This is a genomic window from Pseudomonas sp. L13, from assembly GCF_009935965.1.
Classification (GTDB): Bacteria; Pseudomonadota; Gammaproteobacteria; order Pseudomonadales; family Pseudomonadaceae; genus Aquipseudomonas; species Aquipseudomonas lactis.
Genome location: NZ_QODJ01000093.1, coordinates 1,560 through 16,324 on the forward strand (window position 1 = coordinate 1,560; position 14,765 = coordinate 16,324).

General features: G+C 60.2%; 15 protein-coding genes. 2 read left to right on the forward strand and 13 right to left on the reverse strand.

The features are described from left to right. From DK871_RS26990 to ccmA, 13 genes are all read right to left on the reverse strand, one after another. Nucleotides 1–1,428 (reverse strand): M10 family metallopeptidase C-terminal domain-containing protein (locus DK871_RS26990; RefSeq protein ID WP_309137779.1); only part of this gene is annotated, 1,428 nt, incomplete at its 3' end. Nucleotides 1,429–2,330: 902 nt separating this feature from the next. Next, nucleotides 2,331–3,860: a M10 family metallopeptidase C-terminal domain-containing protein gene (locus DK871_RS26995; protein WP_161907304.1), complete on the reverse strand. Its 1,530-nt coding sequence runs from the start codon at nt 3,858–3,860 to the stop codon at nt 2,331–2,333. A gap of 402 nt (nt 3,861–4,262) precedes the next feature. Then, the gene (gene phnN / locus DK871_RS27000; RefSeq protein ID WP_161907305.1) at nt 4,263–4,835 is read right to left on the reverse strand and encodes a phosphonate metabolism protein/1,5-bisphosphokinase (PRPP-forming) PhnN; all 573 of its coding nucleotides are present in this window, start codon (nt 4,833–4,835) and stop codon (nt 4,263–4,265) included. Between the two features lie 268 nt (nt 4,836–5,103). Further along, nucleotides 5,104–5,511, reverse strand: a complete 408-nt coding sequence (locus tag DK871_RS27005; RefSeq protein ID WP_161907306.1) for a hypothetical protein — start codon at nt 5,509–5,511, stop codon at nt 5,104–5,106. Nucleotides 5,512–5,527: 16 nt separating this feature from the next. Beyond that, a complete protein-coding gene (gene ccmI / locus DK871_RS27010; protein ID WP_161907307.1) occupies nt 5,528–6,718 on the reverse strand; it encodes a c-type cytochrome biogenesis protein CcmI in 1,191 nt (396 codons plus the stop codon). After that, a complete protein-coding gene (locus DK871_RS27015) occupies nt 6,711–7,184 on the reverse strand; it encodes a cytochrome c-type biogenesis protein (protein WP_003189960.1) in 474 nt (157 codons plus the stop codon). The genes ccmI and DK871_RS27015 overlap by 8 nt, the downstream gene beginning before the upstream one ends. Beyond that, a complete protein-coding gene (locus DK871_RS27020) occupies nt 7,181–7,717 on the reverse strand; it encodes a DsbE family thiol:disulfide interchange protein (protein ID WP_032892673.1) in 537 nt (178 codons plus the stop codon). The genes DK871_RS27015 and DK871_RS27020 overlap by 4 nt, the downstream gene beginning before the upstream one ends. Next, nucleotides 7,714–9,702 carry a heme lyase CcmF/NrfE family subunit gene (locus DK871_RS27025; RefSeq protein ID WP_161907308.1) on the reverse strand — a complete coding sequence of 663 codons (1,989 nt, stop codon included), beginning with the start codon at nt 9,700–9,702 and terminating at the stop codon, nt 7,714–7,716. The genes DK871_RS27020 and DK871_RS27025 overlap by 4 nt, the downstream gene beginning before the upstream one ends. A gap of 3 nt (nt 9,703–9,705) precedes the next feature. After that, complete coding sequence (ccmE, locus tag DK871_RS27030; protein ID WP_034135169.1) at nt 9,706–10,164, reverse strand: cytochrome c maturation protein CcmE; 459 nt, start codon at nt 10,162–10,164, stop codon at nt 9,706–9,708. Next, complete coding sequence (gene ccmD / locus DK871_RS27035) at nt 10,161–10,337, reverse strand: heme exporter protein CcmD (protein WP_003172771.1); 177 nt, start codon at nt 10,335–10,337, stop codon at nt 10,161–10,163. Before ccmD ends, ccmE begins: the two co-directional genes overlap by 4 nt. After that, on the reverse strand, nt 10,334–11,089 hold the full coding sequence (locus DK871_RS27040; protein ID WP_161907309.1) for a heme ABC transporter permease: 756 nt from the start codon (nt 11,087–11,089) through the stop codon (nt 10,334–10,336). The genes ccmD and DK871_RS27040 overlap by 4 nt, the downstream gene beginning before the upstream one ends. 87 nt (nt 11,090–11,176) lie before the next feature. Continuing rightward, nucleotides 11,177–11,845 carry a heme exporter protein CcmB gene (gene ccmB, locus DK871_RS27045; RefSeq protein WP_003189951.1) on the reverse strand — a complete coding sequence of 223 codons (669 nt, stop codon included), beginning with the start codon at nt 11,843–11,845 and terminating at the stop codon, nt 11,177–11,179. Beyond that, nucleotides 11,842–12,477, reverse strand: coding sequence for a cytochrome c biogenesis heme-transporting ATPase CcmA (ccmA, locus tag DK871_RS27050; protein ID WP_098952260.1), 636 nt, complete (start codon nt 12,475–12,477; stop codon nt 11,842–11,844). Before ccmA ends, ccmB begins: the two co-directional genes overlap by 4 nt. 200 nt (nt 12,478–12,677) lie before the next feature. Here ccmA and DK871_RS27055 point away from each other — a divergent pair, with 200 nt between their 5' ends. After that, complete coding sequence (locus DK871_RS27055; RefSeq protein ID WP_161907310.1) at nt 12,678–14,255, forward strand: flagellar hook-length control protein FliK; 1,578 nt, start codon at nt 12,678–12,680, stop codon at nt 14,253–14,255. Continuing rightward, entirely contained in the window at nt 14,252–14,581 is a 330-nt protein-coding gene (locus DK871_RS27060; RefSeq protein ID WP_003189945.1) for an EscU/YscU/HrcU family type III secretion system export apparatus switch protein, read from the forward strand. Before DK871_RS27055 ends, DK871_RS27060 begins: the two co-directional genes overlap by 4 nt. Nucleotides 14,582–14,765 lie beyond the last annotated feature (184 nt).

Sequence of the window (14,765 nt, forward strand, 5' to 3'; positions counted from 1 at the left end):
ATCCGGACGTGGCTTCGGCTCACACGCATCCGGACGTGGCTTCGGCTCACACGCATCCGGACGTGGCTTCGGCTCACACGGATCCGGACGTGGCTTCGGTTTTGGCTCCTCCGGTTTGGGTTCCGGCTTGGGTTCCGGCTTGGGTTTGGGCTCGTCAGGTTGAGGACGCGGCGCAGGCTTGGGGTCTTTCGGTTCAGGGTTTGCCGTTGGGGTGTCGCCCTGCGCCAAGACATCACCTGCTTTTATCTGGCCGAGGCTTTTGATTAATAGGTCTGCCTTACCGTTACCCGTCAGATCCAGGGCCAGACTCCCCTCGTTGCTACCCTGGTTGTAACTTATCACCGCCTGACCGGGTTGACCGGTAAAGCGTTCGACGAATTTAAGCGCACTGAGATTCGCCTGTTTCAGGACGGCGCGAACATCAATCTTGTCGGAGCCACTCTGGAAATCCAGAATGACGTCGGGGTTATCCGGGGTGGAGTCACTGGCGTGATCATAAACGAAGGTATCTGCACCGCCTCCCCCTGACAATCGGTCTGCCCCACCGCCTCCCTTGAGACGATTGGCAACAGCATTACCTATCAGGGCATCATCCCCCTTACCGCCCACTGCGTTTTCCCGTATGACGCCCTTGGCAACGGAGACATTACCCTTCAACGCGCCCACATCCGAAAAGGACTCGGCGTTGAGGTTGATTTTCTGATGCTGTGAATACCCGGAGAAATCCAGAGTGTCGTTGCCTCCCCCATCCCACACACAGAAAATAGGATTGTCATTCGCCGACTTCAAACTAAGCGCTTCCCGATTCGTATTGGAATTAAACCCATAGGTCGTGTCGGTATTGCGTGTTTTAGTATTCGCCCCATAGAGTTTCTGGGCAGCCGCTATGTCATCCATCATCGGCGCAGAGGGGTGCAGCAATTTGAAGTCATGCCCGGGCTGATTTTTCTCCGAAAAGTAACTCATGACAGAACGCGCTTGAGTATCCCCGGCATACGCTGCGTGACGCCCATAGTTACCGGAACCGTCATAGTTTCCCGGATGCTCCAACCCAAGGGCGTGGCCTAGTTCATGAGCTAAAACCATACGAAAGAAATGCCCCGGTGACGGGTTCGCACCCACATTCTGCGTTCCAATGTTTGCGAAAGTCTGGGTCATATACCGATGGGGAAGTGAAGCCACCCCTCCCGAGGAGTCGGGCATGTCATTGATATCAACATGGCCGTCACGATGCGGCGCTTTTTCGGTAAATGTCACGTTAGCGACATCCTGCCAGGATTGAATTGCCTGCCTGGCTTGCTCTGCCTGCTGTGCAGTGAAGCCCTTGGAGACGCGATAGGACAATGTGGTTTTGCCGTCACCATTATTGTCATGAACCTTGAAACCGCTGCGGGTGAGCTGTTTCCCAGCCTGTTGCGAAGTGAACACCGGCTTTTTGCTGTTTAGCGTAGATACCTCAACAGGGCCCTCAGGGCTGATACTGCTCCCGGTATCCAGCGCTTGGGGCACACCAACATTAGTTGTGGATGGTCCTGGCACTCTCATAAACCAAAGTCCTCATAAAAATCAGACTCGAACGATAAAATTTAAAACATTCGAGATACCGATTCCCGCCCAACAAGAGCAGCAGTAGTTATCGGCACCGCTTTAAATTCTCACACTCCCCGCCCGCAGGCCAGCGACGAATTAATTCAACTAGACACACTCTAAAATTTAAAAACACTTTAACCCGACAGCCGAAAAACTCTGAAATCGCAGTAGCGGAACCACCGCCTTGGCAAAAACGATAACCACCTGTTTTATATGAAAATAAAACTTCACAAACACTCTTGCGGTCATTTTTATTGCAAAGCATTATTCATAATCAGACAAGACCCTGACCGCACAAAAAACATATACATGACTAAAAAATTTTAACCCGCCCTACACAACAGTTTGATTAAATGGCGAATAGTAGAATATGAAGTGAAGGAAAAAATCCACAGGGTGCATAGAGGGGTTTTATGTCTGGCCCTCAACGGTAATTCAAGGCACTGCAACAGCCGATCAGGCTGACCTCGCCGAAACGCAATCATGAAAAACATACGGATGCTACGGCCAATGAATAGCTGTACAAAAAGCGCGACGCGATTGCCCCATGGGCCGACGAAACAGGAAGGAATCACCGAGATAGCCCGGTGAAAAGCGCACCACATGACTATGAGTGTGTCTGGAGGGTAACCGTGACAGGCGGGCTTGAACGCGATGCCGCGCACGTCCAAACCTGGATAGAAGGGAACTTGGGTAACGGCTTTTAAAGCAGGAAGGTGTTCACTGATCGAAGACTGGGCTCAGCTGAATATCGACCACACCTTGTTGAGGAACCCTTTGAACGACGAAAAAACTTTCTCGAAAAACCCTCCACCGGGCCGAGGGGCCGGTTCAGGTTCAGGTTCGGGCTCAGGCTCGGGTTCGGTCGGCTCTGAAGTAGGCGCCGGGATGGGGTCCGAAACAGGAACAACAGGGGGGCCCGGCGTCGGAGTAGGCGTCACGGTCGGCGCCTGCCCGTTCCAGATCACGTCCGTCTGTTTGATCGGGCTTTGGCTGACCACCAGGAGGTCCGCCGAGCCATTGCCCGTCGTATCCACCGCCACTGTGAAACGACCGGTTTTCGGGTCCTGGCCGAGCACGGCGTCCCCGGCTTTGCCACTCAATCGTTCAGAGAAATTCAACGCTTTGAGCCCCGCCTCCTGAAGAACGCCGGTCAGGTCGATCTTGTCGATCCCACTCTGGAAGTCCTGGATGACGTCCGGTGCCTGCGGTGTTGAATCGCTGGCGCGGCGGTAGACAAACGTGTCTGCCCCGCCCCCTCCGTACAACTTATCGGCCCCCTTGCCGCCCGCGAGGCGATTATTTGCCTCGTTCCCTGTCAAGGTGTCGTTGCCGACACCGCCAATGGCATTTTCCACGGTCACGCCCTTGGCAATCGACACATTCCCGCGCAAGCCACCCACGTCCGAGAATGACTCAGCCTTGAGGTTGATGGTTTGGTTCTGGGTGAAGCCTGAGAAGTCGAGCGTATCGTTACCGCCGCCGTCCCAGACGGTGAAAATCGGCTTGTCGCTGCCCTGCTTGAGGCTGTAGACCTCCCGACCTGAATTGGAATTGAAGCCGTAGGTGGTATCGGTATTCCGGGTTTTGGTATTGGCGCCGTAGAGCCGCTGGGCGGCGGCAATATCGTCCATCATCGGGGCTCCAGGGCTGCGCCCGGCGAAATTGTGCCCCGGCTGGTGGGTCTCCGCCCAATAACTCATGACACTGCGCGCCTTGGTGTCCTGGGCATATTCGGCAGCCCGCTCGTAATTGAAGCCGCTGCCATTGTAACCACCGGGATGACTCAGCCCCAGGGTATGCCCCAGTTCATGGATCAATAAACCCAGGAAATGACTGCCCATTGCCGGGTTCTGCCCACCCTGGGTGCCTATATTGGCCCAGACCTTGGCGTTATATTGGTTAGGCAACCCCGCCATGCCGCCTAACCCTGGGGTGCCCTTGATACTGATGGTGCCATCCGTGTTCGAGCCATTTTCAACGAATTCGATATTGGCAACATCCGCCCAGTACTGAAGGGCTTGCCTGGCCCGTTCTTTCTGGGCCGCATTGAAGCCTCCCGCAAAGTTATAGCCCACCACAACTTTGCCATCTTTATTGCGGTCATGGAACTTGGAGCCACTGCGCGTGATATGTTTCGCAGCCTGATCCGTGGTGAAAGATTTTTTATTATTGGCCCAGAAAATAACTTGATTTTCATCGGCCGAAAAATGGGAATGCGACGTCTCAGGAACATGCGACTGGGTAGACTGCCTAACCGGGATATGCATGGTGCTTTTTACTCTGAATAGTGAAATGACCCGTCCATGTATTGAAGTTATCGATGCTGACTGATCCATTACCAGCCCGATAAAGCTCCCATATTGAACAGGTCTTCACCATCGCTAATTCTTTGCAAGAACCCACTATAAACACGCTCGCAAAAAAACCGCACACGTTTTATTCAGCGCCACCTACCCACACTTATTGACTGACCGCGACACGCCCTAACACAGCCGACATAAAAACCCGCCAAGAACATTAACTTAATCGGCCCAATCATCAACTTTCAAATATCCAGTAAACCAAACAAACACATCAGCGAAAAATAAGCTTGGCGCCTGGGTTTTATCGGAGCTTTGACATAACCACGCACTACATGAATGGGTTGTCCCAACCTACCGAGACTGGGGTCAGGTGCATAGGCTATGCCCGTGGTCCAGGCAGCACAGCAAGCGTTCAACGGTATGCGCCAACGGGCCGGAATTGTCCAATACGAACAAACCGGCGCCATGACTGGCAATCAACTCGGCAGTGAACCGCGCATTGCGCGCCAGGCGTTCCTCGATGTCCACCAATGACTCCCGCCCACGAGCAATCAGACGTTGGCGCAGCACCGCTTGATCCACCGTCAGCAGCAATACCAGCAAAGTCGGATATCGCTCACGGGTCTGCGCCAGGTGGGCACGGGAGCCATTGACCAGCACGTCGTCCCCGGCGGCCAACCACTCGTCGATGTCCTTGGGGATGCCGTACGACAAGCCATTAGCCTGCCAGCTCAAGGCAAATGCGCCCTCGGCCTCCATGGCCGCAAACTGCTCGGGGCTCACCCCTTGCGCCGCTTCGCCCACCGCCTCCGCCGACCGGGTGATCACCCGCCGCACCATGCGGCAGCCACGCTCGACCAGGCGTGGACGTGCGGCATCCAGCAGACTGTCTTTGCCCGAACCCGATGGCCCGATGAGATAGATCAACCTGCCTGCCATTAAAAACCCTCTTCGCTTGTCTGCAGGCCGGTGCATCCCCGGCCCCACTGCGCAGCGTCTGGTTTACACCTGGGAGGCCGCGTCGTCGTAGTCGTAGTCGCAAGAAAGTATACCTAGCAATCATTCCCACGCTAGGCCAGCGATGGCCACATTACGCCAGGGCGCTGCGCATTCGGCGCATACACCGGGCTTGAATGGCTTAGCCCTGCCATGATCGACAGAGTGCATTTGAAAGCCATCAAAAAGGCGACCCTCAGGTCGCCTTTCATCATTGCGCGTACTGCTTGCTCAACCCCGGTGGTACGCCTTGCACGTTGGTTTCTTCCCATGGCCCATTGGGGCTGATGGAGCGGCTCCAGCCGTTGCTCCAGCGGTAGTAGGTGCGCTGGCGGTAGAAGGTGTCAGGCTGATCGTCCAGCACGTACACCTGCATCTTGCCGTCCCAGTGGCTGGCGGCGCCCGGCGGTGGGGCGAAGGTCGGCGATTTGCTTGGCAGGGGTTTGGGCGCAGGCGTCACCGGGCCCGAAGGCTTGGTGCTGGGCTTGGTGCTGGGCTGAGTCGATGGGCCCGACGGTGGGATGGTAGGGCCGGTTGGCGCCGCAGGTGGGCGGTGGACCGCACAGGCGCTCAGGCCGAGTACCAGGCTGAGCAAGGTGATGCGTGCAAATGCGGTCATGGGTGTGTCCTCAGAATTACTGGTCCGGAGTGTCGATGGTCAATTGCTGCAGCGCAGTGGTGCTGCTGGCCAACGGTTGGCTGCGGCCGATCCATTCGCCAGTGGTCGGTTGGCCGGCCCGGGATATGCGCGCAACCAGTTGGACTTCGGGGAAGTTGGACAGTTTCAACTGCGGCATCATCGCGTCGGCATCGCCCAGTTCGACGGTGACCGGCAACGCGTCGACGGTCACGCGCTTGGCCGCCAAGGGCGCCGGCGGGCCGTTGACGGCGCGGGCGAAGATGAACACGCTGTCGCCTGGCAGGGCCTTGGCTTTCACCTCGGCGGATAGATCCACACGCACTTTCAAAAGCGCTTTTGGCACCTGAGCGACGCTGCCACCGCTCTCCTTGAGCTTCTCTGCCGCGCGGTCGATTCCGCCTTGCAAGGCGACGCGGGAGTTGTCCTCTGGCGGCAATTGCGCGAGCAAGCGGTTCCAGTAGTCGATGGCTTCCTGATAACGCTGGCCCTCGAAGGCAGCGATACCCAACAGGCCAAGACTGGTGACTTCCTTGGGGTCGAGCTTCAAGGCTTCGTCGGTCAGCGCCTGAACCTTAGGCGACCACTGTTTGTTGTCGGCAAAGTACTGCGCCTGGGCCCATTGGCCGAGCAGTTCCGGTTGGCGCCCGGCCAATGCAACCGTACGTTCAAAGACGTTGGCGGCATCGGCGGCACGGTCCTGGGCCATATAGGCGCGCCCGAGGAAGTACAAACCTTCTGCCGAATCCGGTTGCGCGGCGGCGGCGCGCTCCAGACGGCGGGTCATGTCGGCCATGGACACCGGCGGCTGGGAAAATTCACGGGTCAGTTCGACCTTGTCGCTCGCGCCATAATGCAGGTACAGCGCGACGCCCAGTACAGGCACCAGAAACGCCGCCAAAAACGGCAGTGGTTTGCCCAACCGCGATTCACGGGGTTTTTCCACCCCTTCGGTGTCGGCCAGCAACTCACGGGCCGCTTCGGCGCGGCCCGTGTCGAGTTGCGCGGTATTCAACACCCCTTCGTCCTGCTGCGCTTGCAGCTCAGCGACGCGTTCCTGGTACAGCGCCACGTTCAACGCGGTGCGATCCTCCTCACGCTGGGCACGACGGCCACGCAACACAGGGATCAACAGGAAACTCAGGGCAATCAGTAGCAGCAAACCGGCTGCGAGCCAGAAATCAATCATCAGTCTTGGTGTCCAGCAATTGGTCGAGGCGTTTGCGCTCTTCAGGGGACAGCGCATCAGCGCCATCAATCGGTGCGACACGGCGCCGACGCACGATCACGGCCATTACCACCACGCCGGCCAGCAACAGCCCGGCCGGGCCAAACCACAGCAGCGCGGTCTTGCCGGTGAGCGCCGGTTTGTAGCGCACGAAATCACCGTAGCGGTCGACCATGAAGTCGATGATCTGCTGGTCGTCCTTGCCCTCCCCCAGCATGCGGAAGATCTCTCGGCGCAGGTCGGTGGCGATCGGGGCGTTGGAGTCGGCGATGTCCTGGTTCTGGCACTTGGGGCAGCGCAGTTCCTTGGTCAGGTCGCGAAAACGCTCACGCTCGGCGTCGTTGGCAAATTCATAGGTGTCGATGGCGGCATGGGCCACACCGGCCAGGCCCAGGGCTAAAACGGCAGCGGTCAACCAACGCTTCATGGCTTGGCCTCATCGACCAGGGCCTGGTACTTGGCGGCCAGTTGCTCGCGCCACACCGTTTCGTCGATCACGCCGACGTACTTGTCGCGGATCACACCCTTGGCGTCGATGAAGAAGGTTTCCGGCGCGCCGTACACGCCCAGGTTCAACCCCAGGTTGCCGTCTTCGTCGCGGATATCCAACTGGTACGGGTTATGAAATTCCGCCAGCCACTTCAAGGCCGCCGCGTTGTCGTCCTTGTAGTTGATGCCGTAGATCACCACGCCCTTCTCGGCCAGTTTGTTCAACACCGGGTGTTCGACGCGGCAAGAGATGCACCAGGTGGCCCACACGTTGACCAGCGCCGGCTTGCCCTGCAAGTCGGCCTGGGTGAGGGTCTTGTCACCCTGCACCGTTGGCAGGTTGAAGGCGGGGAACGGCTTGCCGATCATCGCCGAAGGCAGCTCGGCCGGGTCCAGGTACAACCCGCGATACAAAAACACCGCCACCAGCAAAAACAACGCCAACGGCACAACCATCAACCAACGCTTCATACCGCAGCTCCCGAAAGGCCCAGCGCTTCACGCACTCGGCTCTTGACCTTGACCCGATAGCGCCGATCCAACGCCGCGAGCAACCCGCCGAACCCGGTGAGCAACCCGCCGAACCAGATCCAGCGCACGAAGGGTTTGACATGCACGCGCACGGCCCAGGCGCCGTCGCCCAGGGGTTCACCGAGGGCCACATACAGGTCACGGGTGAAACCGGCGTCGATGCCAGCCTCGGTCATCATCGAACTCTGCACGGTGTACAGGCGTTTTTCCGGGTGCAGCACGGCGATTTCCTTGCCACTGCGCACTACGCGCACCGTGCCTTTGTCGGAGGTGAAGTTCGGCCCTTCGAAGTGCTTGGCACCTTCGAAGATGAAGTGGTAACCGGCCAGGTCCATGGACTCGCCAGGCGCCAGGCGCAGGTCGCGCTCGGCGCTGTTCTGGCTGGACAGCACCACCCCAAGGGCGCACACCGCAATACCAATGTGGGCGATCTGCATGCCCCAGTAGCTGCGGGTCAGGGTGGGCAGGCCCTTGAGCAAACCCTTGTGGCGCGTCTTGTCGACGATGTCCCGCGCCCCCGCCAGCAACACCCAGGCCGCCAGCAGGAACGTGGCGAGTACCGCCCAATTGAAGTCGCCGTAGGCAAACCCGGCGATCACCGCCAGGGCCACGCTGCCGAGCAGCACCGGCATCAGCATGCCCGCCAGCCATTTCACCGGGGTGTCTTTCCAGCGCACCAGCACGCCAACCGCCATCACCACCATCAACAGGCCCATCAGCGGGATGAACAACGCATTGAAGTACGGCGGCCCCACGGACAGCTTGGCGCCGCTCAAGGCGTCCAACACCAGTGGGTAGAGGGTGCCGAGCAGGATCATCGACGCCGCCACCACCAGCACCAGGTTATTGCCCAGCAACAGGGTTTCCCGCGACCACAGGTTGAAACCGACCTGGCTCTTGACCACCGGCGCGCGCAGGGCAAACAGGGTGAGGGAGCCGCCGACGACAAACAGCAGGAAGATCAGGATGAACACGCCGCGCTCGGGGTCTGAGGCAAACGCATGCACCGAGGTCAGCACGCCCGAACGCACCAGGAAGGTGCCGAGCAGGCTGAGGGAAAACGCCGCGATGGCGAGCAGTACCGTCCAGCTTTTGAACACGCCGCGTTTCTCGGTGACGGCCAGGGAGTGAATCAGCGCGGTACCCACCAGCCACGGCATGAAGGAGGCATTTTCCACCGGGTCCCAGAACCACCAGCCGCCCCAGCCGAGTTCGTAGTAGGCCCACCATGAGCCCAAGGTGATACCGATACCGAGGAAGGCCCAGGCGACGATGGTCCATGGCCGTGACCAGCGTGCCCAGGCGGCGTCGAGACGCCCGCCGAGCAAGGCGGCGATGGCGAACGCGAAGGCCACGGAAAAGCCCACATAGCCCATGTAGAGCATCGGCGGGTGCACGATCAGGCCGATATCCTGCAGCAACGGGTTGAGGTCGTGACCGTCCACCGGGACCTGCGGCAGGATGCGGGTGAACGGGTTGGAGGTCATGATCAGGAACAGCAGGAAACCGATGCTGATCATGCCCATCACCGCCAGCACCCGCGCCAGCATCACTTGCGGCAATTGGCGCGAGAACACCGAGACGGCGAAGGTCCAGCCGCCGAGGATCAAGGCCCACAGCAGCAATGAACCTTCGTGGGCGCCCCACACGGCGCTGAACTTGTAGTACCAGGGCAAAGCGCTGTTGGAGTTGTTGGCAACGTAGGCGACGGAAAAATCGTCGGTCATGAAGGCGTAGGTCAGGCAACCAAAGGCGAACAGCAAGAAGGCAAACTGGCCCCAGGCGGCCGGCTGCGCCAGGCTCATCCACAGGCGATCGCCGCGCCAGGCACCCAGCAAGGGCACCACGGCCTGGACCACCGCAAAGCACAGCGCGAGGATCATCGCCAACTGGCCCAACTCAGGAATAAACAGTGCGGACGTCATGGCTTAGCCCTCCTTGGCTGGGGCGGCGGGCGCGGTTTGGCCGCTGTCTTTCAAGGCTTTGGTGACCTCGGGCGGCATGTATTTTTCATCGTGCTTGGCCAGCACTTCGTCGGCCACTACCACGCCGTCGGCGTTGAGCTTGCCCAGGGCGACTATGCCCTGGCCTTCGCGGAACAGGTCTGGGAGGATGCCGCGATAGGTGATGGTCACGGCCTTGTTGAAGTCGGTGACCACGAATGTCACGTCCAACGAATCGCCGGAACGCTTCAATGAGCCCTGCTCCACCATGCCGCCGGCGCGGATGCGCGTATCGACCGGCGCTTCGCCATTGGCGATCTGGGTGGGCGTGTAGAACAGGTTGATGTTCTGCTGCAAGGCGCTCAGGGCCAGGGTCACGGCAATGCCGACGCCGACCAGGATGGCAAGGATGATCAACAGACGCTTTCTACGCAGCGGATTCACTTTTCGGTCTCCCGGCGCAGACGTCGCGCCTCTTGTTGCAAGTAACGCTTGCGGGCCAGGATCGGCGCGGCGACGTTGAGGGCCAGCACCGCCAGGCAGATGCCATAGGCCGTCCAGACATACAGGCCGTGGTGGCCCATGGCGAGAAAATCACTGAAAGAAGCAAAACTCATCCGCGTGCTCCCAGGCAGTTTTGCACTTCGGCTTTGACCCAACTGGTACGGGCTTCACGCTTGAGCACTTCAAGGCGCATGCGCAGCAGCAATACGGCACCGAAGAAACAATAGAAACCCAGCACCATCAGCAGCAACGGCGCCCACATTTCCACCGGCATCGCCGGTTTTTCGGTGAGGGTGAAGGTGGCGCCCTGGTGCAGGGTGTTCCACCACTGCACCGAGTACTTGATGATCGGGATGTTGATCACGCCGACAATCGCCAGCACCGCGCAGGCCTTGGCGGCGCTGTCGCGGTTGCTGATGGCGTTGCCCAAGGCGATCAGGCCGAAATACAGGAACAGCAAGATCAGCATCGAGGTCAGTCGCGCATCCCACACCCACCACGAACCCCAGGTCGGCTTGCCCCAGATTGCACCGGTCACCAGCGCCACGGCGGTCATCCACGCACCGATGGGCGCGGCGCATTGCAGGGCCACGTCGGCCAGCTTCATCTTCCACACCAGGCCGACGATGCCGCACACCGCCAGCATCACATAGCAAGACTGGGCCAGCATCGCGGCAGGCACGTGGATATAGATGATGCGAAAGCTGTTGCCTTGCTGATAGTCCGGCGGCGCGAAGGCCAGGCCCCAGACCAGGCCGATGCCGACCAGCAGGATGGCGGCGATACTCAACCACGGCAGCAGCTTGCCACTGATGCCATAAAACCATTTGGGCGAGCCGAGCTTGTGAAACCAGGTCCAGTTCATTGCTGTTTCCATCACGGTGCTTTTCGTCGTGGCGAAAAGCTCAGGGTCTTTACTGACTCGGCGTCGTTAACGCCGGGTCAGACCTCATTATTCGCCGACACTGATTTTCAGGCCGGCGGCTATAGCAAAAGGTGTCAGGGTTACCGCCAGGGCGGTCAGGCTACCCAGCCACAAGAGGTAACCGGTCGCCGGCATGCCCATGAGCGCGGCTTGCAACGCGCCGCTGCCCAGGATCAACACCGGGATATACAAAGGCAGAATCAACAGGGCCAGCAACAGCCCACCGCGCTTCAAACCGACCGTCAACGCTGCGCCCACCGCCCCCAACAGGCTGAGCACCGGCGTGCCGAGTAACAAGGACAGGAGCAGCACTGGCAGGCATTCAACGGGCAACCCGAGCATCATGGCAAGCAGTGGCGAGAGCAAGACTAGCGCCAAGCCGGAAAAAGCCCAGTGTGCCAGCACCTTGGCCAGTACCAGAAGTGGCAAAGGGTGCGACGAAAGGACCCACTGTTCCAGGGAACCGTCTTCGAAATCACTGCGAAACAGCCCGTCCAGCGAGAGCAGGACCGATAAAAGCGCCGCGACCCATACCAGTCCCGGGGACAAGGTTTGCAACAGTTTAGTCTCTGGGCCAACCGCCAGCGGGAACAGCGCAATCACGATGGCAAAGAACACCAGCGGGTTGGCCAGTTCGGCGGGGCGACGGCACAACAGCCGGGCTTCGCGGGCCACCAACAGGGCGAACACACTCATAACGACCACCGCCCCAGGTCCAGCTCACGGTAGCCAGCAGGCATGCGCGCCAAGGTGTGGTGGGTGGTGAGCACCACCAGGCCGCCTTGTTCGCAGTGCTGGGCCAGGTGCGCTTCGAGTTGAGCCACGCCTTGTTTGTCGAGGGCCGTGAAGGGTTCGTCAAGAATCCACAGCGGCGGGCCGGGCAAGTACAAGCGGGCCAGGGCCACGCGGCGCTGCTGGCCGGCGGACAGGGTGTGGCAGGGAACGTCTTCAAAGCCCTTGAGGCCCACCGCGGCCAGGGCCTGCCAGATGGCGTCACGGGAAGCAGGATGATGCAGGGCGCTGAGCCAACTGAGGTTTTCTTCAGCGGTGAGTACGTCCTTGATGCCGGCAGCGTGGCCGATCCAGACCAGATTGCGCGCAAGCTCGCTACGTTGTTCGTTCAACGGCTTGCCGTTGAGACGCACCACGCCGGCCGTCGGCTGCATCAGCCCGGCCAGCAAGCGCAGCAGGCTGGTCTTGCCGCTGCCATTGGGGCCACTGATTTGCACCATGTCGCCCCCCGAAAGCCGCAGGTCGAGTTGCTCGAACAGCAGGCGCAGGTCGCGTTCACAGGCAAGCGCTACGGCTTCAAGAAGAGGGCTGGTCAAAAGATCGCGGGCCTTTACGGTTCAAGTCGGCGGTGCAGCGGCCGTTATAGAGAGATGCACAATAACGGCTTTGGCGACCGATTTTAGAGAGCTGGATCAAATAGTTGTGAGGTTTTTACCGCTCTCTTTGCAGACGGGCGGCATTATACATGCGATGCCCTACTCTAAAGAGGGCAATTTCCCCAGAGACCACGCGCACGATGACCGGTGAGATCAACCTTCCTCCACTGCCGCCCACCTCAGCCCCCGGACCCGCGCCGCTGCCGGCTGCCGGCGAGTTGCTCAAGCTGCTGGAACCGCAGGCCGGGTTGATCGGCCCGGGGAAAACCGTGAACGCCGAGGTCATCGCGCTCAAACAAGGCGGCGAGGCCTTTCAACTGCTGCTCAAGTTGACCCTCGAAGGCGGTCGCCAGACCCTGGTGCAGGCCAGCAGTGCCCAGCCCTTGCCCCTGGGCAGCAATGTGGCGGTGAGCCAGACACCTGCGGGCAACCTGGCCATCACCTTGCAGCAAGCCATGAGCGCCAACGTGGCCGCCCTCACCCGCCTCGACACCACGCAAATGCCGGTGGGCACGCTGTTGCAAGCCAAGGTGCTGACTACGCAGATGCTGCCCCAGGGAACGGCGCAACCGACGATCTATCGCTCGCTGGTCAGTGTGCTCAATAACGCCCTGGCCGGTGCCACCCTGACGCTGGAAAGCCCTCAACCGCTGAGGGTGGGCAGCTTGCTCAGTGCCGTGGTGCAGAACGCGCAAACCCTGAACTTCGTGCCGCTGAGCGGCTTGAAAGACCAACTGGCCGTGGCGCAACAGCTCGCCACCCAGCAAAGTCGCCAAGGCTCGCTGGACGCGGTGTTTAGCGCCTTGCAAAACCTGCCCCGTGGCGACAGCACATCGGCTGAACTGCGGGCCGCTGCCGAGCGTTTATTGGCGGCCTTGCCCGATCTGGCGCAGGTCAGCAATCCCAAGGTACTGGCCCAGGTGGTGCAGAACAGCGGCGCCTTTCTGGAAGCCAAATTGCTCGCCGGCCAGAACCCGCAAATCCCACCGCTGGACATGAAAGGCGCGCTGTTGCGCCTGGTCGCAGACCTGCTGCCTGCCCTGCCCGCCAGCACCAACCTGAATGCGATCCTCGCCGCCAATACCCTGGCCCAGGTGTTGCCTCACTTTGTGCGCAGCCCGTTGAACACCCTCGGCCAGGTCGGCGCCCGCCAGATCCCCGCCGGCTTCCCGCTGCCCGAGCGGCTGATGGCAAAACTTGCAGGTGAAGGCGACCTGGAAAACCTGCTGCGCCTGGCCGCCGGGGCGATCTCGCGCTTGCAGAGCCACCAACTGTCGAGCCTGGAACAGACCGGCACCACCGCCGACGGCCGCCTGCAAACCACCTGGCAGTTGGAAATCCCCATGCGCACCCTGCAAGACATCGTGCCGCTGCAGGTCAAGTTCCAGCGCGAGGAACCCGCGCCAGACAAGGACCAGCCCGAGCGCAAGGATAAAAAAGACCCGAAACAAATGCTCTGGCGCGTCGAACTGGCCTTCGACATGGAGCCGCTGGGGCCGTTGCAAGTTCAGGCGCAGCTGTCCCAAGGCAAACTGTCCAGCCAGCTGTGGGCCAGCCGCCCGTTCACCGCCAGCCTGATCGAAAGCCATTTGGGCAGCCTGCGCGAGCGCCTGGTGTCATCCGGCCTCAACGTCGGCGACCTGGATTGCCATCTGGGCACCCCGCCACGCGGGCCAAAAACCGGACTGGAACAACGCTGGGTGGATGAAACCGCATGAAAAACGCCGCCCCACCCCGCCAGGCCATCGCCCTCAAGTACGACGGCCAACAGGCCCCCACCCTGACGGCCAAAGGCGACGACGCACTGGCCGAAGCCATCCTCAAATTGGCACGGGAGAACGAAGTCCCCATCTATGAAAACCCCGAGCTGGTGAAACTGCTGGCGCGCATGGAACTGGGAGACAGCATTCCGGAAGAGCTGTACCGCACCATTGCCGAAATCATTGCATTTGCCTGGACGTTGAAAGGCAAGTTCCCGGTGGGCTACGACCCGGATGCGGGACCGGTGGAGCGGGACGTCACTGAGCAGGGTGACGATTACTGATTGCTCATGGGCCCCATACACATCCAACTGTGGGAGCTGGCTTGCCTGCGATAGCGGTGGTTTAGTTGGCCCCTTTGTTCCTGATACAACGACATAGCGATCAACGCTAACCACGATGCGAAGCGAGCCGCTCTTGATCTGCTTTTGATCTTGATCTCAGGCGCCCCGTTAAACCACGCTGGCC

Coding starts and splice junctions, on each gene's coding strand:
- DK871_RS26995 (WP_161907304.1), bottom strand. CDS start 3,860: ATGCATATCCCGGTTAGGCAGTCTACCCAGTCGCATGTTCCTGAGACG.
- phnN (WP_161907305.1), bottom strand. CDS start 4,835: ATGGCAGGCAGGTTGATCTATCTCATCGGGCCATCGGGTTCGGGCAAA.
- DK871_RS27005 (WP_161907306.1), bottom strand. CDS start 5,511: ATGACCGCATTTGCACGCATCACCTTGCTCAGCCTGGTACTCGGCCTG.
- ccmI (WP_161907307.1), bottom strand. CDS start 6,718: ATGATTGATTTCTGGCTCGCAGCCGGTTTGCTGCTACTGATTGCCCTG.
- DK871_RS27015 (WP_003189960.1), bottom strand. CDS start 7,184: ATGAAGCGTTGGTTGACCGCTGCCGTTTTAGCCCTGGGCCTGGCCGGT.
- DK871_RS27020 (WP_032892673.1), bottom strand. CDS start 7,717: ATGAAGCGTTGGTTGATGGTTGTGCCGTTGGCGTTGTTTTTGCTGGTG.
- DK871_RS27025 (WP_161907308.1), bottom strand. CDS start 9,702: ATGACGTCCGCACTGTTTATTCCTGAGTTGGGCCAGTTGGCGATGATC.
- ccmD (WP_003172771.1), bottom strand. CDS start 10,337: ATGAGTTTTGCTTCTTTCAGTGATTTTCTCGCCATGGGCCACCACGGC.
- DK871_RS27040 (WP_161907309.1), bottom strand. CDS start 11,089: ATGAACTGGACCTGGTTTCACAAGCTCGGCTCGCCCAAATGGTTTTAT.
- ccmB (WP_003189951.1), bottom strand. CDS start 11,845: ATGAGTGTGTTCGCCCTGTTGGTGGCCCGCGAAGCCCGGCTGTTGTGC.
- DK871_RS27055 (WP_161907310.1), top strand. CDS start 12,678: ATGACCGGTGAGATCAACCTTCCTCCACTGCCGCCCACCTCAGCCCCC.
- DK871_RS27060 (WP_003189945.1), top strand. CDS start 14,252: ATGAAAAACGCCGCCCCACCCCGCCAGGCCATCGCCCTCAAGTACGAC.